We start from the raw sequence: 20,988 nt of genomic DNA on the forward strand, positions 1-20,988 counted from the left end.
TCCGAACCGGTTCCATTTTGGGGATCGTGCCGTGAGGCAAAATATCCGCTGACAGCGCCTTGGGAGAGGCATATGTTCGGGGGTATGAATGCACCATCCAGACCATTTTCGTCCGAAGAACTTGAACGCTATGCGCGCCATATCGTGCTGCCAGAAATCGGCGGTCCGGGCCAGCAGAAGCTGAAGGCCGCGCGCGTGCTGATCGTTGGCGCAGGCGGTCTTGGCGCGCCTGTGCTGCAATATCTGGCAGCTGCCGGTGTCGGCACGCTCGGCATTGTCGATGACGACACTGTTTCGCTATCGAACCTGCAACGGCAGGTCATTCACGATACGGAAAGTGTGGGCCAGCCAAAGGTGGAAAGCGCGCTTGCCACCATTGCCCGGATCAATCCACATGTGAAGGTCGAGGGACACCAGCTTCGCCTCGATGCGGACAACGTCGAAACGTTGATCGGCAATTATGACGTCCTGGTGGATGGCTCGGACAATTTCACCACGCGTTATATTCTGGCCGATGCTGCTGCCAGGGTGGAAAAACCGCTCGTGACGGGCGCCATGGGTCGTTTTGATGGCACGGTCACCGTGCTGATGCCTTATACGACCGGGCCGGATGGTACGCAGAACCCATCTTATCGCGATCTCTTTCCAGAAGCGCCGCCACCCGGAACGGTGCCAACCTGTGCCGAAGCCGGTGTGCTTGGCGTCCTGCCGGGTGTGATCGGCAGCCTGCAGGCAATGGAAGTCATCAAGCTCATCACCGGTATCGGCGAACCCTTGGTGGGCCGTCTGCTGCTCTACAATGCCTTGAATGTCCGCTTCGAAACCATTCGTTATAAGGCACGCAAACCGAAATGACGGCTCTGCGTGTCGAGGCTATTGGCGAGAATTTCGGGCAGTGGGAAGAACTGCTCGGCATGATCCGCGACAGCTTCGCCTATATGGACGGCGTGATCGATCCGCCCTCATCGGCAGGTTTGCTGACGGCGGAAAATCTGCGGCAGAAGGCACAGGAAGAAACCGGTTTTGCGGCCTTTCTGGATGACAGACTTGTCGGCTGTGTCTTCATACGGGAAAAGGCCGAGGGCTTTTATCTCGGCAAACTTGCCGTCGCACCCGCCTTTGAGGGAAGAGGCATTGGGCGATTGCTAATGCAAAAGGCGGAAGATGTTGCGGTTGCAAAAGACAAACCATCAATTGAGTTGCAGGTGCGTATCGAGCTTACGCGCAATCGGGCGGTGTTTGAAAAGCTTGGATATCGCAAGATCGCGGAGACCGCGCATCCAGGCTATAGCCGCCCCACATCCATAACCATGCGCAAGGAGATCACGCGTGGCACTGACATTAACGCATGAAGAACGGTCGATAGCCGCAGGCGATCTGGGGGAGGGCGCTGCGATGGCCATGCGCATTGTGGCTGATACCGCGAGGCTGATGGGTGCGCCGCGTCTTATTCCAGTTGCATCGGCACATATTGACGGTGCGCTTTATCACGGCGATAGCGGAACGCTTTTCGCAGAAAAGCTAGTTGAGGGTGGTGCAAAGGTCAAAGTCCGCTCGACGCTCAATGTCGGCTCTATCGATCTGACGGGTTGCTCGCGTAATCTTTTGCCGGCTCACGAAGCTGATATGGCCAAGCGCATGATGCGCGCCTATATCAAGCTTGGCTGCGAGCCGACCTGGACCTGCGCTCCGTATCAGGCGGGACACAGGCCAGCAAAGGGCACAGATGTCGCCTGGGGTGAATCCAATGCAGTCGTGTTCTGTAATTCAGTTCTGGGTGCGCGTACCAATCGTTATGGCGATTTCCTCGATATTGCCTGTGCTATTGCTGGCCGCGCGCCCGATTATGGTCTGCATCGCAGCGAAAACCGTCGCGCTACGGTGGTGATCGATATTTCAGGGCTGGACCCGGCGTTCCTGTCTTCGGAAGTGGCCTGGCCCATTCTCGGCAATCTGTTTGGTCGCAGTGTTGGCACGAATATCGGTGTCGTTGCAGGCAGTCCCGTCCATCCCGATGAAGACGATCTCAAAGCTTTCGGCGCGGCATCGGCATCGGTTGGAGCAGTCGGTCTATTCCATGTTGCTGGTGTCACGCCCGAAGCGCCCGATCTTGAAACGGCTTTGCAGCACCAGAAGCCGGAAGGCGTCATCCGCGTCACACGAGAAATGATCGAGGCGACGCGCAAGCGTCTTTCGACAGTCGAGCAGGTCGATCATATCGATGCGGTTGCCATTGGCAGTCCGCATCTTTCGAGAACCGAATTCGACCGTCTGGAGCGCGCCATAGCGGAACGCAAGCTCGCGGTGCCGCTTTATGCCTGCACGGGCCGTCATGCACTGGTTGAGCTGGAGAAAGACGGACGCAGGCAGGCGCTTGAAAAAGCAGGCGTCGTGATTGTCGCCGACACATGCGTGGTTGTTACACCAATTTTGCCAGCTAAGGATGATGCCATCCTTATGACGAATTCCGGCAAGTTCGCGCATTATGCACCTGGCAACACCGGCTATGGCGTGCTTTACGGTTCGTTGGAAGAATGCGTGGAAAGCGCGGTTGCGGGCAGGCCGGTTTTCGGGAGGCAGGCGGCATGAGCATCGGGGAAAGCACTGTACTCGTTGCAGGAAAAGGGGCAGATGCTGAGGCGCTGGTTCTCTCCGCGCCGATTAGCTTCTGGGGCGGTGTCGATCCGAAGAGCGGGCGGATTGCCGATGTGCGCCATCCGGAACATGGGCGGAGCATCGCCGGGCGTGTGTTGTGCCTGCCCGGAACCATCGGCTCGTCATCCGCAGCAGCCGTTCTTCTGGAGCTGGTCCATAGTGGTCATGCGCCTGCGGCCATTGTCCTGCATGAACCGGATGCGATCCTGCTCCTTGGCCTCATCGTGGCTCGTGAAATGGGGCATGACGTGCCTATCGCCATTGAACTTGACCGCGAGGCGCAAAAGCAACTCGCCGGCCATCGGGTGGCGGTCGGCGAGGATGGGGCAATCGGGATGCGCGTAAAAACAAATGATTGGAGCGCCGATCTGATCCAATCAGATCGAAACGCGCTCTAGTATTGGGTTGAACGATCCACGATATGTTCCAGCGTCCCGTCCCGCTCGAAGGCTTCGATCTGCCGGATGATCTGCGGCACAAGGGCGGTTGCAGATGAGCTTGCTGCCGCGTGCGGAGTGATCGTCACGCGCGGGTGATCCCAGAGAGGGCTGCTGGTTGGCAACGGTTCCTGATTGAACACGTCGAGCGAAGCTGCCGAAAGAAGCCCGCGATCGAGCGCGGCCAGAATATCGGCCTCGTTCTGCAGACCGCCGCGTCCGGCATTGATCAGCACCGGCGCGCCGAGCGGCCCGTCGCTCTTCAGTTGCGCGAACATCGACATGGAGAGGATACCCTTGGTGTCGGGCGTCAGCGGCAGCAGACAGACGAAGATGTCGGTAGTCTTGAGGAATTTCCCAAAGCCGTCCTTGCCGTGATAGGTCTGCACGCCATCGATCTCTTGCGGGCGTCGGCTCCAGCCGGTGACATTGAAGCCGAGCAACTTCAGCTTTTCAGCCGCATCGCGCCCGAGCACACCGAGGCCCATGATGCCGACAGTGACTTCATGAGCCGCAGGTTGGCGGCGATCCTCATGCCAGACATGATTCTGCTGCTGCTTGCGATAACGCTGTCCGAGACGGTGATGGTCCAGCACCTGCCAGACGACATATTCGGTCATGCGCATGGTAAGATCGTCGGAGATGATGCGCACCAGCGGTACATCGGGAATCCGGTCATCGCGGAAGACGTGATCGACGCCTGCGCCCAGCGAGAAGATCACCTTCAGATTGGGCAGGTTCTCAAGCGAGCCCGGCTTCTGCTTCCAGACGAGCGCATATTTGACGGACGGATCTTTTTCCGTGCGATCCGTCACCACCGGACGATCCGGCGCGTGATCCCGAAACGTCTTCAGCCAGATTTCAGGGTCCCAGTCGGTGATCGCCAAAAGGATGTTGCCCTTGGTTTCGCTCATTGTCTTGCTCCTCCCTCTGTTGCCTCCATCCGGAAGGCTGCCGCCATCAACGCCTTGGTATAGTCGGTCTGCGGGTTGGCGAAAACATCCTTCGCCGCGCCATATTCGACCGCCTTGCCGTTGCGCATCACCAGCACGTCATTTGCCAGCGCCCGCACCACTTTCAGATCGTGGCTGATAAAAAGATAGGCGAGATCATGCTTCTTCTGCAATGCGCGTAACAGATCGACCACCTGCGCCTGCACGCTCATATCGAGTGCGGAGGTCGGTTCGTCCAGCATAACGAATTTCGGGTTCAGCACCATGGCACGTGCAATGGCGACGCGCTGGCGCTGGCCACCTGAAAATTCGTGCGGATAGCGGAAGCGGGTTTCCGGATCGAGATTGACTTCGTTGAGCGCGGCAACGACACGCGCATCGCGTTCGTCTGCCGACAGTTTAGGCTCATGCACCAGAAGCCCTTCGGCGATGATGTCCGCGATGGTCATGCGCGGTGAGAGCGAGCCGAATGGGTCTTGAAACACGATTTGCATCTCGCGGCGCAGCGGGCGCATATCACTGAAACTGAATTTCGCAATATCGCGGCCGTCGAACCTGATCTCGCCCTTGGATGAAATCATGCGCGACAGTGCGAGGCCAAGCGTCGTCTTGCCGGAGCCCGATTCGCCGACGACGCCGAGCGTCTGTCCGGCGCGTAAGTTTACGTCGATGCCGTCCACCGCCTTCACATGGTCGACGGTCTTGCGCATGAACCCCTTCTTGATCGGGAACCAGACACGGATATCCTTGCCTTCCATCACCGTTTTTGCTGCTGGATCGGCGGCAGGCGGCTCGCCCTTCGGTTCAGCCGCAAGCAGGTGCTTGGTGTAAGGATGCTGCGGGTTTTCGAAAATCTCTTTGGTCGGCCCGGCCTCGACGATCTTGCCCTTGCTCATCACGCAGACCTTGTCGGCGATCTTGCGCACAATGCCGAGGTCGTGGGTGATGAAGAGCATCGACATGCCCTGTGCGGCTTTAAGCTCGGCCAGCAGCTTCAAGATTTGGGCCTGCACGGTGACATCGAGCGCTGTGGTCGGCTCGTCGGCAATCAGCAGCTTCGGCTTGTTGGCAAGCGCCATGGCGATCATGACGCGCTGGCGCTGTCCGCCGGAAAGCTGGTGCGGGAAGGCCGACAGGCGCTTTTCCGGTTCGCGAATGCCGACTTCGTTCAGAAGTTCCAGCGTCCGCGCCCGTGCGGCCTGCTCCCCCATGCCTTGGTGCATTTTCAGGATTTCACCGATCTGCCGCTCCACACTGTGCAGCGGATTGAGCGATGTCATCGGCTCCTGAAAGATCATGGTGATGTCGTTGCCGCGCACACGGCGCAGTTCCGGCTCCGAAGCCTTCATCAAATCCTTGCCATTGAAAAGAATTTCTCCGGAAGGATGGCTGGCAGACGGATAAGGCAGCAGCTTCAGGATGGACAAGGCCGAGACGGATTTGCCTGATCCCGATTCGCCGACAAGGGCGACCGTTTCGCCTTCGGCAATGTCGAAGGATACGCGGTCGACGGAAATGCGTTCCTCGCCATTCTGGCGGAATGCGACGGACAGATCGCGAACGGACAGCAGGATTTTGTTCCCTGATTCGATCATAGACCCGCTCATTGGCCCACTCATTGAAATGCCTTTCGCGGATCGAAGGCGTCGCGTGTTGCCTCACCGATGAAGATCAGAAGCGACAGCATCAGCGAGATGACCACAAAGCCGGTAATGCCGAGCCAGGGTGCCTGCAGGTTGTTCTTGCCTTGTGCGAGCAGTTCGCCCAGCGAAGCCGAACCGGGGGGCAGGCCGAAACCGAGGAAGTCGAGCGAGGTGAGGGTGGTGATCGAGCCGTTCAGGATGAAAGGCAGGAAGGTCAGTGTCGCGACCATGGCGTTGGGCAGGAGATGCCGCCACATGATGGTGCCGTTCTTCACGCCGAGCGCACGCGCCGCGTTCACATATTCGAAGTTTCGCGCCCGCAGAAATTCCGCGCGCACGACGCCGACGAAAGCCACCCATGAAAACAACAACATGATGCCCAGAAGCACCCAGAAGCCGGGCGGCAATATCGCCGCGATAATCAGCAACAGGTAGAGAACCGGGATCGAGGACCAGATTTCGATGAAGCGCTGGAACAGAAGATCGACCCAGCCGCCGAAATAGCCCTGAACCGCGCCTGCCGTCACTCCGATTATTGCCGAGAAGAAGGTGAGAATCAGGCCGAACAGCACCGAAATACGGAAGCCGTAGAGTGCGCGTGCGAATACATCGCGCGCCTGATCGTCGGTGCCGAGCAGATTGAAATTGCCGAAGCGACAATTGGGATCGCTCACGCCTTGCGGATAGCGCTGGCAGCGCTCTTCCGCCGAATAGAGCCAGAACGGTTTCGAAGGCGCGGCTTCCGGTATCTCGTTGTTCACGGTGTTGTAGGAATAGCGGATCGGTGGCCAGATGGCCCAGCCATTGTTGTTAATCTCATCCTGTATCATCGGGTCGCGATAGTCGGTGACGGCATAAAAGCCGCCGAATTTTTCTTCCGGATAATCCACGAAAACCGGCATCAGCAACTCGCCCTTGTAGGAAACGAGAATGGGCCGGTCATTTGCGATGAACTCGGAACAAAGCGCTGCGATGAGCAGGAACAGGAAGATCCACAGCGACCAGTAACCGCGCTTGTTGGCCTTGAAGTTCTGCCAGCGGCGCTTGTTGAGTGGTGAAAGAAACGGGCGCTTTACCGGTTGCACGACAGGGGTGAGGGTGGTGTCGGTCATCACACGTCCCTCCGGTCAAAGTCGATGCGCGGATCGATCCACGTATAGGTGAGATCGGACAGGAGACCGACCAGAAGGCCGATCAGCGAGAAGATGAAGAGATTGGCGAAGACCACGGGATAATCGCGGTTGATGACCGACTGGTAGCCCAGCAGGCCAAGTCCGTCGAGCGAGAAGATGGTTTCGATCAGAAGCGAACCGGTGAAGAATGCCGAGATGAAAGCGCCCGGAAAACCGGCGATCACGATCAGCATCGCATTGCGGAAGACATGACGATAGAGAACCTGATTCTCGGTCAGTCCCTTGGCGCGCGCCGTGGTTACATATTGCTTGCGGATTTCTTCCAGAAACGAATTCTTGGTCAGCAATGTCGTGGTGGCGAAGGCGGAAAGCACGAGTGCAGTCACCGGCAGCACCATATGCCACAGATAGTCGCCGATCTTGCCCCAGAACGACATCTGCGCGAAATCGGGCGAGGTGAGGCCGCGCAACGGGAACCAGTCGAAGAACGAGCCGCCCGCAAACAGTACGATCAGCAGGATTGCAAACAGGAAGCTTGGAATGGCGTAGCCGACGATGATGACGGCGCTGGTCCAGGTGTCGAAGCGCGAACCGTCCTTGATTGCCTTGCGAATGCCGAGTGGAATCGAGATCATGTAGGACAGAAAAGTCAGCCACAGGCCGAGCGAGATTGAAACCGGCATCTTTTCCTTGATGAGGTCGATCACGCTGATATCGCGAAAATAGCTGCGGCCGAAATCGAAGCGCAGATAGTTCCACAGCATCTGGCCGAACCGTTCCAGCGGCGGCTTGTCGAAACCGAACTGCTTTTCCAAATCGGCAATGAATTGCGGGTCGAGCCCCTGCGCGCCGCGATATTTGGAATTGACCGAGCCGCTGTCGACGGCACTTTGCCCGAAATCGCCACCACCGCCGGAAAGGCGGTCGAGAGCGTCGCCGCCCTGGCCTGAAAGCTGCGCAATCACGCGCTCGACCGGACCGCCGGGGGCGAACTGAACCACAGCGAAGGAAATAGCCATGATGCCGAGTATCGTCGGAATCATCAGAAGCAGACGGCGGAGAATATATGCGCCCATCAGCCCGGTTTTCTCCGCAGGTTCAGGTTTATCTTATGGCTTGCCAACAGCTTCTGCCTTTTCATTATAGAGCGTGATGTCGAAAACCGGTTTCGGTTTCGCGAAATCACGCCTTGATCCACCACAGCGTCTCGACGGGAAAGCCGTAATCGGGCTTCGGCTCCTTGAAACCGAACCGGTCCCAATAGGCCGCGAGATGATTCGCTGTCGTCCAATTTGGAATCCAGTCGCGCCGGATACGCAAGTACCGATCGAGCACCCGCATCGTGGCGACGAGTTCTTCGCGGGTCGAAACCTTGCCGATATCCGCAATCAGCGCATCGATCAACGGGTCTTCCGTACCGGGAAGATTATAGCTGCCCGGCACCTTGGCCGATTCGGAACCCAACATCCCGGCAAGCGATTCTTGCGTCGGCGTGGGGCTGAACTGCAACGCCATACCCACCATGTCGAACTGGAAGTCCTGCATCCGTACCTGATACTGGCTTGCATCGACAAGCCGCAGGCTGGCGTCAATGCCGATGGCGCGCAGTTTCTGCACGAACGGATTGTAGACCCGGGTGAAGGCTTCGGAATTGGAAAGAATCTCCAGCGCGAACTTTGATCCGTCCCTGTCGTGGAACTGGCCGTTCTTGCGCTCGAAACCTGCTTCCTCCAACAGCTTGATGGCCTGTGCGAACTGCGCGCGGTCGCGGCCTGTTCCGTCCGATACCGGCATTAGAACGGCTTCACTGAAAACCTCATCCGGCAGTTTTCCGCGATAACGTTCAAGAACTTTAAGTTCATCAGGCGTCGGCATGCCGCTCGCCTGAAAATCCGATCCGTTGAAGCACGACTGCGAGCGGGCATAGACCTTGTAGAAAAGGTTCTCATTCGTCCATTCGAAGTCGAAGCAGAGCGCAATTGCTTCGCGCACGCGCGGATCGCGGAACCGTTCGCGGCGCTGGTTCAGCGCCCATGCCTGCATCAGCGGGCGTTTCTCTTTCGGAAAAGTACGCTTGATGACCTTTCCCTGCTGGATGGCCGGGAAGTCATAGGCCGTCGCCCAGTTCTTGGAGACGGTCTCCTCGCGGTAGTCGATACTGCCTTTCTTGAAGGCTTCGAATTGCGGCTGGCGGTCGCGGAAAAACTCGATACGGATGCGGTCGAAATGATTGAAGCCCTTCTGCACCGGCAGATCTTTCGCCCAATAATCCTCGACGCGCTCATACTCGATGAACTGACCGGCGGCGAAATTGCCGACCTTGTAAGCGCCTGAGCCCAGCACCGGCTCCATGGTCGTGGCTTCGAAATCGCGATCCTTGAACCAGCTTTCCGACAGGATCGGCACGGCCACGGCATCAAGGATAGCGTTCGGTCCGCGCCCTTCGACGAAGCGCATGCGCACTTCTCTGTTGCCGGTTGCCTCCACCTTTTCGACGCCTGCCAGATACTGGCGCAGCGTTGGATGGCCTTTCTGCTTGATGGTCGCATAGGTGAACAACACGTCTTTCGCCTCAATAGGCGAGCCGTCGTGAAAACGCGCCTCCTTGCGAAGCTTGAACGTGCAACTGCGGCGATCTTTCGAAAGCGTCGCACTTTCCGCGATCAGGCCGTAGACAGAATCCGGCTCGTCCAGCGCCGAAGCCATCAGCGTATCAAAGGTCAGTTCCATGCGCGGCGGCGCATCACCCTTGAACGTGAAGGTATTGAGCGTGTTGAACGTGTCGGTATTCTGGTTCCAGACCCAGCTCGACGGCGCGAAATTGAACGTGCCGCCCTTCGGTGCTTCGGGGCTGGCATAGTCGAAATGTGGAAAATCGGGACCGTATTTCAGGTCACCGAAAGCCGAAAGCCCATGCAGCGCCTTGCCTGTCGGGATGTCGGCAAAGGCCCTTGGCGGCAGGAAGGCTGCAACGGCGGCACTTCCCGAAAGCCCCAGAAAATGGCGGCGGTTCATGCGAAGGATTGTCATTCTCGCTCCGCCCTCATTCACTGCCGGTTTTGAGCTTGGCTTCCTTCGCAGGGTCTATCCACCAGGAGAACGGGTCAATCCCAAGATAGTCCGGCTGCTTTTCAGGCATTCCGAATTTATTCCAATAGGCCACATTGATGTGGTCTGAGTACCATTGTGGAATGACGTAATAGTTCCACAAGAGCGCCCGGTCGAGCGCATGGGTCGAGGCGACCAGCTCCTCACGATCCTTGGCATAGATGACATGGTCGATCAGCTTGTCGATGGCCGGGTTCTTGATACCGGCATAGTTGCGGCTGCCTTTGAAGTCGGCGGCCTTGGAACCCCACATGTCGCGCTGCTCATTGCCGGGTGAACTGCTCTGCGGGATGACGGAGGTGACCACATCATAGTCAAAATCATTGACGCGGGCCTGATATTGCGCCGTGTCGACGATACGCACGGTCGCGTTGATGCCGATCTTGCGCAGGCTTGCTGCGAACGGATTGTAAATACGCTCGTCCGTCGGGTCCTTGCCGAGAAATTCGATGGTGAACGGATTGCCCTTGGCATCGACGAGCTTGTTGCCCTGCACTGTCCAGCCGGCTTCCGAAAAGAGTTTCAGCGCGGTGCGCAGATTTTCGCGGGTGGCTTGCGGTGTGTCATAGACCGGCAGCTTGAATTCCTTCGTCAGTGCATCAGCAGGAAGCGAATCCTTCACCGTTTCCAGAATGGCTTGTTCCTCGGGTGTCGGCGGGCCGCTCAGCTCCAGCTCGTTGCCTGCGAAATAGCTGTTGATGCGCTTGTACTGGTTGAAGAACAACAGGCGGTTCATCGATTCGAAGTCGAAGGCGTAGGTCAGCGCCTGACGCACTTTCGGGTCTTTGAACTTGTCGCGGCGCGTGTTCAGGAAATAGCCCTGCATACGTCCGGCGGCATGGAAGGGAAACGAAGCCTTCACGACATCGCCGCGCTGCACTGCTGGGAAATTATACTGTTCAGCCCAGCGCTGGGCACGATTCTCGTTGCGATAATCGTACTGTCCGCCCTTCTTGAAGGCTTCCCAGGTTGCATCCTCGTTGAAATAGTACTCGTAGCGCAGGCGGTCGAAATTATTGCGCCCGACATTGACGCCCAAATCCTTGCCCCAATAGTCATCGACGCGCGCCCAGGTGATGGAGCGTCCGGGCGTCATGCTGTCGATCTTGTAGGCGGAAGAGCCGAGCGGGATTTCAAGCATCGGACGGGTAATGTCGCGCTGCTTGCCCTGTGCATCCTTGCCTTCCCACCAGTGCTTGGGCAGAACGGCAAGCTGTCCCAGAATCTGCGGCAATTCGCGATTGCCCTTTTGGCTGAAGGTGAATTTCACCTCATGTTCGCCAGTCTTTTCCGCCTTCTCCACGTCGCCATAATATTTGTTGTACATCGGCGACTGCTTCTTCAGCACATCGAACGACCAGATCACGTCATCGACGGTGATCGGCTGGCCATCGTGCCATTTCGCTTTTGGATTGAGCTTGAACTTAACCCAGGAGAAATCATCGGGATATTGCAGGGCTTCGGCAATGAGCGGGTATTGCGTCGATCCCTGATCGAGCGAATCCGTCATCAGCGTGTCGTAGAGAAGACCGCCGCCGAAATCGGACAGGCCAGCGGCTGCGACCCCCTGCACCACAAACGGATTGAGACTGTCGAAGGTGCCAACGGCGACCATGTTCAGCGTGCCGCCTTTCGGCGCATCGGGATTCACATAGTCGTAGTGCTTGAAATCAGCAGGATATTTGGGCTCGCCAAGCAGGCTGGAGGAATATCGCCATTGGGGTTCCGCGTCATTTGCGCGACCAATTGAAACCGTGCTCGCAAGCATGGCCACCGCAAATGCACCCGCCCAAAAAGCTCTCATCCAGCCTCTCCGTTCCTGTTTCGGATATATTCGAACGAGTTTTATGGGTTTTTGCGGAGGAAGAAAGGCATGCGGGCAAGAAATTTAATGCGGGCACGAAAAAAGCCCGGCGAACCGGGCTTTGATCATGTTTCTATCCTGCAGGCTTAATTGGCGGGTGCCGGTTCCGCAGGCTTCTGTTCGCCGCCTGCCGCAGGCTTTTCGCCTTCGGCTGGCTTGGCTTCGCCGCCCTCAGCCGGCTTTGCATCGCCACCAGCGGCAGGTGCCGCATCAGCGGTCGGCAGCGGAGCCGGATTGTCGGACAGTGTGCGCAGATAAGCGATCAGATCAGCGCGTTCATTGTCCTTCTTGTCGCCAGCAAAGCCCATGGCGGTGCCCTTGATGAAACCCTTCGGCGAGGTCAGGAACTTGTTGAGATGTTCAAAATCCCACTTGTTGCCCGCAGCACCGAACTCCTTCATGGGAGCTGAATAGCCGAAACCTTCAACAGAGGCAGCCGGACGGTTCACGACATCCCACAGATGCGGACCGACCTTGTTGGCGCCACCCTTTTCACCGGTATGGCATGCAGCGCAACGCTTGAAGACGGTTTCACCGCGCGCCGGATCAGCAGACTGCAGCAACGTCGCAATGGAAACTTCTTCCTTGGCCGGTGCAGCGCCCCCTTCACCGGTCGAGGCTTCCGCCGCTTCGATGATAAAGCCCGGCTTTTCGGGCGCAGGCGAGTGAAACAGCGAATCGGACAGGATGCCCGTCGTCATGACAACGAAAACCGTTGCCAGAAAAGCCATGATAAACTTGTTAGTCCGGGTTGAATTCATCGCCGGTCAGCGCTCCCTCTACCAAAACGCTCTCCCCGAGAACGCTCTCCTAGCCGGCATGCAAACCTTCAATAAAGGTCGCAATTCTCTCCCCGGCATCGGGCGGAAACTAGGTCTTTTACCAGGGCGATGCAACACCTATAACGGTAACTAGACCCGTGACTTTTTGACACTTTTGATGCATTTCCAGCGCCTCGAAAGCGGTTTAAAAGACGTCCGCGACCTTATCGATCTCAAGAGGCGATGATGCTTCAGACATTAAAGACACTCACTCTTATCCCGGCACGCATGGCGTCCACGCGGCTACCGAACAAGCCGCTCGCCGATATTTGCGGCAAGCCGATGATCGTGCATGTGGCCGATCGTGCAGCGGCTGCAAAGCTGGGCCGGACGGTGGTTGCAACCGATAGCGAAGAGATTTTTGCAATCGTTACCGCGCACGGCCATGAAGCCATCATGACGCGGGAGGATCACGAATCCGGCTCCGACCGCATCTATGAAGCATTGATGAAAGTCGATCCGGCGGGCGAGTTTGATGCCGTGGTGAACGTTCAGGGCGACCTGCCGACCATCGATCCCGATATCATCCGCCGTGCGCTTCTGCCGTTGGAAGACGGACCTGCCGACATTGCAACGCTCGGCGTCGAAATCGAGGAAGAGTCGGAGAAGACCAATCCGAGTGTGGTGAAGATCGTCGGCTCCCCGCTTGCCGGCAACAGCCGCCTGCGCGCACTTTATTTCACCCGCGCAACCGCGCCCTACGGTGAAGGCCCACTTTATCACCATATCGGCCTTTACGCCTATCGCCGCTCAGCGCTTGAACGCTTTGTGAAGCTTGGGCCGTCTCCCTTGGAGAAGCGCGAAAAACTCGAGCAATTGAGGGCTCTTGAAGCCGGAATGCGTATTGATGTGGAACTTGTGAGGACGGTGCCGCTCGGCGTTGATACGCAGGCCGATCTTGACCGCGCGCGCATTCTTGTAGCACAGGGTATCTAACGGGCCACCGATGAGTGGCATTTAAGAAAGCATGGTACGATGAAAACCAACAGGATTTCCTTTCAGGGTGAAGCGGGCGCGAATTCCGATACGGCGTGCCGCAACATGTTTCCCGATATGGAGCCTTTGCCGTGCCCGACTTTCGAGGATGCCTTCAATGCGGTTGAAACCGGCGCTGCCGACCTCGCCATGATCCCGATCGAGAACACTCTGGCCGGCCGCGTCGCCGATATTCATTATCTGCTGCCGCTCGCCGACATGCATATCATTGGCGAATATTTCCTGCCGATCCATTTCCAGCTGATGGTGCTTCCGGGCGTCAAGCGCGAGGAAATCAAGACGGTACACAGCCATGTCCATGCGCTTGGCCAGTGCCGCAACGTCATCCGCCAGAATGGCTGGAAGGGCGTCATCGCAGGCGATACGGCGGGAGCCGCTCGCCTCGTCGCCGATATGAAAGATCGTTCCATGGCGGCCTTGGCACCAAGCCTTGCCGCCGAGCTCTATGGTCTCGATATTCTGGAAGAAAATGTCGAGGATTCGGAAGATAACGTGACCCGCTTCGTTGTTCTGTCCAAGAACAAGCAATGGGCACAGCGTCCCGAAAATGGCGAACGCATCGTGACGACTTTTGTCTTCCGCGTGCGCAACGTCCCGGCTGCGCTCTACAAGGCGCTGGGCGGCTTTGCCACCAATGGCATCAACATGACGAAGCTCGAAAGCTATCAGATCGGCGGGCGTTTCATCGCCACGCAGTTCTATGCCGATGTCGAAGGACACCCGGAAGACGCAAATCTGCAGCTTGCGCTGGAAGAATTGCGGTTCTTCACCAAGGAAGTGCGGATTCTTGGCGTCTACAAAGGCAGCGATATCCGCGATACGCATCTGCTGGCAGCAGAATAATCAGCCTGCGTCGTAGACCCAGGCCTTTATCAGATGGGTTGCGATGGCGCCGGACGGTGGCACCCGCAACCCATTTTCATGTGTGCCTTCCAGCATTGTCCGCACTTCGGCCTTCGAGAACCAGCGACCGTCTTCCAGCTCCGAACGGTCGATAGTGAAGTCGTCGCTCAAAACCTCGGCATGACAGCCGATCATCAGCGAATAGGGAAACGGCCAGGGCTGGCTCGCATGATAGGCAACGCGACCGATGGAGAGCCCCATTTCCTCGACACTTTCGCGGCGCACGGCGGCCTCGATTGTTTCGCCGTGCTCGATAAAGCCTGCGAGGCAGGAATAGGAACCGGGCGCGAAATGCGGGCTGCGTGCCAGAATGCATTTTTCGCCGCGCACCGGCAGCATGATCGCCACCGGGTCGGTACGCGGGAAATGTTCCGCACCACAGTTCGGGCATTGCCGCTTGGCACCGCCAGCGCGCATGTCGGTTTTTGCACCGCAGCGTCCGCAGAAACGGTGATTGGCATGCCATGCGGTCAGCGCTGCGGCTTGCGCCAGCGCGCCGAGCATATCGGCTGATACCAGCCCTTCCGTATAGATGCTGCGATAATCCTGTAGACGGAAAGGCGCTTCCATCGTCTCGGGGTCGAGCGGTGTCGTCAAAGCGACAAGCGGCGCGCCGTCCTGAAGACCGAGAAAAATCGGCTCGTGAAGATCAGGCGCAAAGTCCTTCGCCTCACCGAGGCGGAACAATGCGCGTGGCGCTTTTTCATCGGCATAGTCGAGAAGCAGCCGGTTACCGCCAAGCAACATGATTCGCGTTTCGGGAAGTTCCAGCGCCGTGAAGGCAGAGTCATCCTGCCGCTTTTCGGATTGGCGGTCGATCCGGTTGCCGGAAAATCCGACAGATCGGCTCGGTTCGATTTCCGGCAGATCGTAGAGACGGAAAGTCATATCTATCTCGGAATTGTTGGGGGATTTAAAGCGCATCCCGAAAAGTGTGAAACGGTTTTCGGAAAAGATGCGCGTGAAAGCAAATTAAAGCGCCGTGCGAATGTCGGCGATCAGCTGGCGGGCGTCTTTTTCGTCATAGGTCTCGCGGGTGCCAAAGCCCCAGACAGGGCCGGGCCAGCCCGCATCGCCTTCATTGCGGGCGATGACATGCAGATGCAGCTGCCGAACGATATTGCCGAGCGCGCCCGTATTGATCTTCTGGCAACCCGTCACAGTCTTGAGCGCCTGCGCAACGATGCCGGTCTCGAAGGTCAGCATGGTCTGGTCGAGCGGGGTCATGTCATGAATTTCCGCAAGGCCGGGACGGCGCGGCACCAGGATCAACCATGGCCAGCGCCGGTCGTTCATCAACCGAAGCTCGCACAGGCCGAGCTTGGCCACGGAAAAAGTGTCGGCATTGAGCCGTTTATCGACTTCGAATTGTTCCATAGGCCGACATTTACCAGTTTTTTTCGTTCAGCGCTTGCTTTTTGCGTGGCGCCCTCCTTGCTTTTTGCTTCACAATTGACGATATGCAGCGTGGGAGGTTGGTGGTGGACGAGCCACTCGCCAACCGGGTCAGGTCCGGAAGGAAGCAGCCCTAACGAGCCACGGCACGGGTCATCGTGCCAGCCTCCCACCCTTTCTCGCTACGCCGACGACTGTTGATGGGTTGCCTCTTTGGTTGACGCCGCTCATGCGTCCGGTCCAAACTGGCGACTGAGAAAAAGCGGAACAGGAAGAACGGAAGGGTCGCTATGGACACAAAATCCGCCGATGGCGCCTATCGCGTTCTCGCCCGCAAATATCGCCCCCAGAATTTCAACGACCTTATCGGCCAGGAGCCGATGGTTCGCACGCTCAACAACGCGTTCGAGACGGGCCGCATTGCGCAGGCCTGGATGCTTACCGGCGTTCGCGGGGTCGGCAAGACCACCACGGCGCGCATTCTGGCGCGTGCTCTCAATTACAAGACCGATACGATCGACCAGCCGACTATCGACCTTTCCGTGCAGGGCGAAAACTGCCAGGCGATCATGGAAGGCCGTCATGTCGATGTGATCGAGATGGATGCCGCCTCGCATACCGGTATCGACGATATCCGCGAGATCATCGAGCAGGTGCGTTACCGCCCGGTTTCGGCGCGCTACAAGGTCTACATCATCGACGAAGTGCACATGCTCTCCAATCAGGCTTTCAACGGCCTGTTGAAGACACTGGAAGAGCCACCGCCGCACGTCAAATTCATCTTTGCCACCACCGAAATCCGAAAAGTTCCGATCACGGTTCTGTCGCGCTGCCAGCGCTTCGACCTGCGCCGTATCGAATCGGGCACGCTGGCGCAGCATCTGCGCCGCATCGCAGAAGCGGAACAGATCGCGGTGGATGACACGTCGCTCGCCATGATCGCACGCGCAGGCGAAGGCTCGGCACGCGATTCGCTGTCGATCTTCGATCAGGCCATCGCGCATGGCGCAGGCACCGTCACGGCGGAAGCCGTGCGCTCCATGCTGGGCCTTGCCGACCGTGCCCGTATCATCGATCTCTTCGAGATGCTGATGCGTGGCGATGTGGCAGGCGCACTGACGGAATTTCGCGCGCAGTATGATGTCGGTGCCGACCCGTCGGTCGTGCTGACCGATCTTGCCGATTTCAACCATCTCGTGACACGACTGCGTTTCACGCCGGATGTGGCCGAAGACGTGTCCCTGTCGGAAGATGAGCGCGTGCGCGGTCGTGAATTCGCGCAGAAACTTTCTGTCCGTGTGCTGTCGCGCACCTGGCAGATGCTGCTCAAGGGCATTGCGGAAGTCGATACGGCGACGAGACCGGTTCAGGCTGCAGAAATGCTTTTGATCCGGCTTGCCCATGCCGCAGATCTGCCGACGCTGGACGAGGCGATTCGCAGTCTCGACAATGGCTCCGTTTCGGCGCCGCGTCCGCAGCCGGGCAATCCGCGGCCGAATGGCGGCGGTGGTGCGCCGGAAGCGCGTTTTGCCGCCGATGCGGTTGGATCGTCTTCGATGGCTCCAGCTTCCGGTGGACCGGCAACGGCCATGCGTATCGTGGAAACACCGCAGCCGGTTCAGCCGTCAGCCGCACCGCAGCAGTTTGTCGAGAACACGCCGCAGCCTTCGGTGCCGGTCAACAGCTTGCATGATGTCGTCGCACTTGCCGACAAGCACCGCGACATGCAGTTCAAGATTCTGGTCAAGGGTTGCGTGCGCCTTGCATCCATTGCACCCGGGCGGCTCGAAATCGGCCTGACCGATGATGCGCCGAAATCTCTGCCGAGCGATATTTCGCAACGCCTCCTGAACTGGACCGGCATTCGTTGGGTGGTGACGGTCGCGCGTGATGTGGCGGGGCAGACCATTTCGGAGGCGGAAACGGAACGTCGCGACAATCTGGTGACCGACGCCCGCGCCGATCCCGATGTCGCCGCTATTCTCGCGGCCTTTCCGGGGGCAAAAATCACCGACGTGCGCATTGCCGTACCGGAACAGAATGACGACGAGGACATTGACCTCGATGCCGTGGTGGAAACACCGGGCGCACCGTCTGAAGACGACTGATTTACGGAATGATGGAGTGAACCCATGCGTGACATGATGGGCATGATGAAGCAGGCGAAGGAATTGCAGGCCAAGATGAAGGCCATGCAGGACGAGATCGCCACGATGGAAGCCTCGGCGTCATCGGGCGGCGGGCTGGTGACGATCACGCTTTCCGGCAAGGGCACCCTGTCGGCGCTGAAGATCGACCCGTCGCTGATGAAGGAAGAAGAGGTTGAAATCCTCGAAGACCTGATTATCGCGGCGCATAACGACGCCAAGGCCAAGCTCGAAGCGGCCATGGCCGAGAAGACGCAGTCGCTCACCGCCGGTCTGCCGATCCCTCCGGGGTTCAAACTGCCGTTTTAGGGGAATATGGCAATAAGGCAGTAGGGCAGTATGTTTTATCTGCCGGAAACGCCGTTGCCGTTGTTTTCCCTATTGCCTTACTGCCCTACTGCCTTATTGCCTTAAAAGATGTCCAAACGAATAGCCGGTCCTGAAATCGAACGTCTCATCCAGCTTCTGGCCCGTGTGCCGGGGCTTGGGCCGCGTTCGGCCCGTCGTGCGGCGCTGCATCTCATCAAGAAGAAAGAAGCGCTTCTGGTGCCGCTTGGTGGCGCCATGCAGGAAGCTGCCGAAAAGGTGCGCATCTGTTCTTGTTGCGGCAATGTCGATACGTCCGATCCATGCACGATCTGCACCGATGAACGCCGCGATCCGACGACCCTCATCGTGGTGGAAGATGTTTCCGATCTCTGGGCGCTGGAACGGGCGGGCACGATGAATGTGCGCTATCACGTTCTCGGCGGTCGCCTGTCGCCGCTCGATGGCATCGGCCCGGACGATCTCAACATCAAGGGACTGGTGGAACGGGTTTCCACGGGTGAGATCAAGGAAGTGATTCTCGCGGTCAACGCTACCGTCGAAGGCCAGACCACGGCGCATTACATCACCGACCAGTTATCGAGCTTCGACGTTCGTGTCACGCGGCTTGCCCATGGCGTCCCGGTCGGCGGCGAGCTTGATTATCTGGATGAAGGCACGCTTGCTGCCGCCTTGCGGGCAAGAACCACCCTTTAGAACGAATGGAGAAGGCATGGCAGCGGGAAATTGGAAGCATAGCCTGAAGATTGGTCTCGCACTGCTTGCCAGCCTTGCCATTTCTCCCGCCATTGCCGCACCGTCCAAGGCGCAGATTGAAAGCCAGTATCGCAACTGGCTCGAAAAGGACCTTTGGCCGGAAGCGAAGGCAGCAGGCGTATCGCGCGCCGTGTTCGATCAGGCTTTTGCCGGTGTCTCGATCAACTGGAAGCTGCCAGACCTCGTCATCCCCGGCGAAAAGCCTTCGACACCGAAAGAGCAGAAACAGGCGGAATTCGGTGCACCCGGCAAATATTTCAATGCAAAGACGATGGGCGCGGTCACAAGCGGCGGCAAGGCGCGCTATGGCCAATATGCCAATCTCCTGAAGCGCATCGAACAGAAATACGGCGTTCCGGGGCCGATCCTGCTTGCCGTATGGGGCCGCGAATCCGGCTTCGGTACGGTGAAGATTCCCTACAATGCTTATGAGGTTCTGGGCACCAAGGCTTTTATGGCCACCCGCAAGGATATGTTCCGGAAGGAACTGATTGCTGCGCTCGAAATCGCTTCCAAGGGCTATATCAACGAAGCCGCTATGAAAAGCTCATGGGCGGGTGCACTCGGCCAGCCGCAATTCATGCCGACTTCCTATCTGAAACATGCTGTCGATTTCGACGGTGACGGCAAGCGCGACATCTGGAACTCGGTGCCGGATACGCTTGCCTCCATCGCCAATTATCTGAAGCTGCATGGCTGGCGGAAGGGGCGTGACTGGGGCTTTGAAGTGAGCGTTCCGCAGAACGTATCCTGCTCGCTGGAAGGTCCGGATCAGGGCAAGACGATTGCCGAATGGGCAAAGCTCGGCATTACGCGGGTGAATGGCAAACCGTTTCCGGCCAATGAAATGAAGGGCGAGGGCTTTCTGCTCATGCCCGCCGGTCGCTACGGTCCGGCCTTTGTCGTGAGCCCGAATTTCTACGTGCTCAAAGACTATAATATGAGCGATCTCTATGCGCTCTTCATCGGCCACGTCGGTGATCGTATCGCCTATGGCGCGGGCGATTTCAGCCGTGGATGGGGCGACGTCGGCTCCATGTATCGCTCTGATATCGGCGCAATGCAGAAACGCATGCAGGCGCTGGGCTATGATGTCGGCAAGCCGGATGGTCTGCCCGGCTTCAAGACCCGCCGCTCCATCGGCCTGTGGCAGGCGAAGAACGGCATGGCGTCAACCTGCTTCCCGCAGCCAGAATTGTTGCGTCAGCTTCGCTGAGTCTGTCTGCGCAAGATTTGGTTTGTCGTGTTTTATCAATCAGAAAGATATTGAATATCCTGCGGATATAGAGTTTATTCTGGCTGTGTATAGATATTCCGCGCGCAATTAATTTTATTTTTCACAGTGAATATCTGCTTATTTTTGCATTTATTGATTTTTTTGAAAGTAAATATGGGAAATATTGATTATATTTCGAACTCTTCGGAAGAGTTTTTTCATGTTCGTGTCTTAACGGGAGTCGTTGTAAGTTTGTGTATGTCTCGTCTTCTGGCGAGCGTCGCGGGGTTTATACAGCACCCGAAAGATAAGAAATATAATAAAATACAGTTGCTTTGGACATTAAATTTAATTTTCTGGATGATGCGATGGTGGTGGATTATATTAGATCTGAAGGAAAGCGTTGTATTTAATTATTATATTTATATTATGATTGTTTTTTATTCATCTCTTCATTTCTTTATAGTTTTTCTTATTACTCCGGACGACATAGATGAGTACTCTTCATTTGAAGAGTACTTCAATAGAGTAATTAAGATAATTTATATCATATGTATAATTATATCAAGTGATTGCTTTCTGCTTTTTGACTTTGATACTAAAAGTTTATTTTCATTTTTATTCTATTCATCTA

19 protein-coding genes and 1 other RNA gene are annotated in these 20,988 nt (G+C 57.3%); 11 read left to right on the forward strand and 9 right to left on the reverse strand.

The annotated features are described in order from the left end of the window. Positions 1–72: 72 nt before the first annotated feature. From KWJ32_RS06265 to KWJ32_RS06280, 4 genes are read left to right on the forward strand one after another with little or no spacing between them, the layout of a single operon-like run. Entirely contained in the window at positions 73–855 is a 783-nt protein-coding gene (locus KWJ32_RS06265) for a molybdopterin-synthase adenylyltransferase MoeB (protein ID WP_181834082.1), read from the forward strand. Continuing rightward, positions 852–1,352 (forward strand): GNAT family N-acetyltransferase, encoded by a 501-nt coding sequence (locus KWJ32_RS06270; RefSeq protein WP_011982249.1) that lies wholly within the window; start codon positions 852–854, stop codon positions 1,350–1,352. Before KWJ32_RS06265 ends, KWJ32_RS06270 begins: the two co-directional genes overlap by 4 nt. Beyond that, positions 1,330–2,589, forward strand: coding sequence for an aconitase X catalytic domain-containing protein (locus tag KWJ32_RS06275; RefSeq protein WP_011982250.1), 1,260 nt, complete (start codon positions 1,330–1,332; stop codon positions 2,587–2,589). Before KWJ32_RS06270 ends, KWJ32_RS06275 begins: the two co-directional genes overlap by 23 nt. Next, a complete protein-coding gene (locus KWJ32_RS06280; protein ID WP_011982251.1) occupies positions 2,586–3,053 on the forward strand; it encodes a DUF126 domain-containing protein in 468 nt (155 codons plus the stop codon). Before KWJ32_RS06275 ends, KWJ32_RS06280 begins: the two co-directional genes overlap by 4 nt. Here KWJ32_RS06280 and KWJ32_RS06285 read toward each other — a convergent pair. From KWJ32_RS06285 to KWJ32_RS06315, 7 genes are all read right to left on the reverse strand, one after another. Then, the gene (locus KWJ32_RS06285) at positions 3,050–4,006 is read right to left on the reverse strand and encodes a glyoxylate/hydroxypyruvate reductase A (protein WP_011982252.1); all 957 of its coding nucleotides are present in this window, start codon (positions 4,004–4,006) and stop codon (positions 3,050–3,052) included. The genes KWJ32_RS06280 and KWJ32_RS06285 overlap by 4 nt on opposite strands. Beyond that, complete coding sequence (locus KWJ32_RS06290) at positions 4,003–5,664, reverse strand: ABC transporter ATP-binding protein (protein WP_011982253.1); 1,662 nt, start codon at positions 5,662–5,664, stop codon at positions 4,003–4,005. Before KWJ32_RS06290 ends, KWJ32_RS06285 begins: the two co-directional genes overlap by 4 nt. Further along, positions 5,661–6,800, reverse strand: a complete 1,140-nt coding sequence (locus KWJ32_RS06295) for an ABC transporter permease (RefSeq protein WP_011982254.1) — start codon at positions 6,798–6,800, stop codon at positions 5,661–5,663. Before KWJ32_RS06295 ends, KWJ32_RS06290 begins: the two co-directional genes overlap by 4 nt. After that, positions 6,800–7,897, reverse strand: a complete 1,098-nt coding sequence (locus KWJ32_RS06300) for a microcin C ABC transporter permease YejB (RefSeq protein ID WP_010657819.1) — start codon at positions 7,895–7,897, stop codon at positions 6,800–6,802. The genes KWJ32_RS06295 and KWJ32_RS06300 overlap by 1 nt, the downstream gene beginning before the upstream one ends. A 106-nt stretch (positions 7,898–8,003) precedes the next feature. Continuing rightward, positions 8,004–9,851, reverse strand: coding sequence for an extracellular solute-binding protein (locus tag KWJ32_RS06305; protein WP_011982255.1), 1,848 nt, complete (start codon positions 9,849–9,851; stop codon positions 8,004–8,006). Positions 9,852–9,864: 13 nt separating this feature from the next. Continuing rightward, a complete protein-coding gene (locus KWJ32_RS06310; RefSeq protein WP_011982256.1) occupies positions 9,865–11,733 on the reverse strand; it encodes an extracellular solute-binding protein in 1,869 nt (622 codons plus the stop codon). 146 nt (positions 11,734–11,879) lie between these two features. After that, positions 11,880–12,554 (reverse strand): cytochrome c family protein, encoded by a 675-nt coding sequence (locus KWJ32_RS06315; protein ID WP_011982257.1) that lies wholly within the window; start codon positions 12,552–12,554, stop codon positions 11,880–11,882. Between the two features lie 246 nt (positions 12,555–12,800). On the opposite strand from KWJ32_RS06315, the gene KWJ32_RS06320 reads away from it, so the two are divergent. Both KWJ32_RS06320 and KWJ32_RS06325 read left to right on the forward strand, forming a co-directional pair. Beyond that, positions 12,801–13,550, forward strand: a complete 750-nt coding sequence (locus KWJ32_RS06320; protein WP_011982258.1) for a 3-deoxy-manno-octulosonate cytidylyltransferase — start codon at positions 12,801–12,803, stop codon at positions 13,548–13,550. A 39-nt stretch (positions 13,551–13,589) separates the two neighbouring features. Further along, positions 13,590–14,453 (forward strand): prephenate dehydratase, encoded by an 864-nt coding sequence (locus KWJ32_RS06325; protein ID WP_011982259.1) that lies wholly within the window; start codon positions 13,590–13,592, stop codon positions 14,451–14,453. Here KWJ32_RS06325 and nudC read toward each other — a convergent pair whose 3' ends face one another. After that, positions 14,454–15,401: an NAD(+) diphosphatase gene (gene nudC / locus KWJ32_RS06330; RefSeq protein ID WP_040129042.1), complete on the reverse strand. Its 948-nt coding sequence runs from the start codon at positions 15,399–15,401 to the stop codon at positions 14,454–14,456. It abuts the gene before it with no gap. Positions 15,402–15,485: 84 nt separating this feature from the next. Beyond that, positions 15,486–15,890 carry an HIT family protein gene (locus tag KWJ32_RS06335; RefSeq protein ID WP_011982261.1) on the reverse strand — a complete coding sequence of 135 codons (405 nt, stop codon included), beginning with the start codon at positions 15,888–15,890 and terminating at the stop codon, positions 15,486–15,488. A 93-nt stretch (positions 15,891–15,983) separates the two neighbouring features. Here KWJ32_RS06335 and ffs point away from each other — a divergent pair. The 5 genes from ffs (at position 15,984) to KWJ32_RS06360 (ending at position 20,354) form a co-directional block, all read left to right on the forward strand. Next, an RNA gene (ffs, locus tag KWJ32_RS06340) (signal recognition particle sRNA small type) lies at positions 15,984–16,081 on the forward strand. Between the two features lie 117 nt (positions 16,082–16,198). Further along, complete coding sequence (locus KWJ32_RS06345; RefSeq protein WP_011982262.1) at positions 16,199–18,016, forward strand: DNA polymerase III subunit gamma/tau; 1,818 nt, start codon at positions 16,199–16,201, stop codon at positions 18,014–18,016. Between the two features lie 24 nt (positions 18,017–18,040). Then, positions 18,041–18,364 (forward strand): YbaB/EbfC family nucleoid-associated protein, encoded by a 324-nt coding sequence (locus KWJ32_RS06350; protein WP_010657829.1) that lies wholly within the window; start codon positions 18,041–18,043, stop codon positions 18,362–18,364. Positions 18,365–18,472: 108 nt separating this feature from the next. Then, positions 18,473–19,078 carry a recombination mediator RecR gene (gene recR, locus KWJ32_RS06355; RefSeq protein ID WP_010657830.1) on the forward strand — a complete coding sequence of 202 codons (606 nt, stop codon included), beginning with the start codon at positions 18,473–18,475 and terminating at the stop codon, positions 19,076–19,078. 16 nt (positions 19,079–19,094) lie between these two features. Then, positions 19,095–20,354 carry a lytic murein transglycosylase gene (locus KWJ32_RS06360; RefSeq protein ID WP_011982263.1) on the forward strand — a complete coding sequence of 420 codons (1,260 nt, stop codon included), beginning with the start codon at positions 19,095–19,097 and terminating at the stop codon, positions 20,352–20,354. The last annotated feature ends 634 nt before the right edge of the window (positions 20,355–20,988 follow it).

The organism is Ochrobactrum sp. BTU2, from assembly GCF_024539785.1.
Classification (GTDB): Bacteria; Pseudomonadota; Alphaproteobacteria; order Rhizobiales; family Rhizobiaceae; genus Brucella; species Brucella anthropi.

Bases quoted from the DNA above. Each gene is read 5' to 3' on its own strand.
- KWJ32_RS06335 (WP_011982261.1), bottom strand. From the start codon at position 15,890: ATGGAACAATTCGAAGTCGATAAACGGCTCAATGCCGACACTTTTTCC.
- KWJ32_RS06285 (WP_011982252.1), bottom strand. From the start codon at position 4,006: ATGAGCGAAACCAAGGGCAACATCCTTTTGGCGATCACCGACTGGGAC.
- KWJ32_RS06295 (WP_011982254.1), bottom strand. From the start codon at position 6,800: ATGACCGACACCACCCTCACCCCTGTCGTGCAACCGGTAAAGCGCCCG.
- KWJ32_RS06360 (WP_011982263.1), top strand. From the start codon at position 19,095: ATGGCAGCGGGAAATTGGAAGCATAGCCTGAAGATTGGTCTCGCACTG.
- KWJ32_RS06265 (WP_181834082.1), top strand. From the start codon at position 73: ATGTTCGGGGGTATGAATGCACCATCCAGACCATTTTCGTCCGAAGAA.
- KWJ32_RS06305 (WP_011982255.1), bottom strand. From the start codon at position 9,851: ATGACAATCCTTCGCATGAACCGCCGCCATTTTCTGGGGCTTTCGGGA.
- KWJ32_RS06315 (WP_011982257.1), bottom strand. From the start codon at position 12,554: ATGAATTCAACCCGGACTAACAAGTTTATCATGGCTTTTCTGGCAACG.
- recR (WP_010657830.1), top strand. From the start codon at position 18,473: ATGTCCAAACGAATAGCCGGTCCTGAAATCGAACGTCTCATCCAGCTT.
- KWJ32_RS06310 (WP_011982256.1), bottom strand. From the start codon at position 11,733: ATGAGAGCTTTTTGGGCGGGTGCATTTGCGGTGGCCATGCTTGCGAGC.
- KWJ32_RS06350 (WP_010657829.1), top strand. From the start codon at position 18,041: ATGCGTGACATGATGGGCATGATGAAGCAGGCGAAGGAATTGCAGGCC.
- KWJ32_RS06320 (WP_011982258.1), top strand. From the start codon at position 12,801: ATGCTTCAGACATTAAAGACACTCACTCTTATCCCGGCACGCATGGCG.
- nudC (WP_040129042.1), bottom strand. From the start codon at position 15,401: ATGACTTTCCGTCTCTACGATCTGCCGGAAATCGAACCGAGCCGATCT.
- KWJ32_RS06270 (WP_011982249.1), top strand. From the start codon at position 852: ATGACGGCTCTGCGTGTCGAGGCTATTGGCGAGAATTTCGGGCAGTGG.
- KWJ32_RS06325 (WP_011982259.1), top strand. From the start codon at position 13,590: ATGAAAACCAACAGGATTTCCTTTCAGGGTGAAGCGGGCGCGAATTCC.
- KWJ32_RS06345 (WP_011982262.1), top strand. From the start codon at position 16,199: ATGGACACAAAATCCGCCGATGGCGCCTATCGCGTTCTCGCCCGCAAA.
- KWJ32_RS06300 (WP_010657819.1), bottom strand. From the start codon at position 7,897: ATGGGCGCATATATTCTCCGCCGTCTGCTTCTGATGATTCCGACGATA.
- KWJ32_RS06290 (WP_011982253.1), bottom strand. From the start codon at position 5,664: ATGAGTGGGCCAATGAGCGGGTCTATGATCGAATCAGGGAACAAAATC.
- KWJ32_RS06280 (WP_011982251.1), top strand. From the start codon at position 2,586: ATGAGCATCGGGGAAAGCACTGTACTCGTTGCAGGAAAAGGGGCAGAT.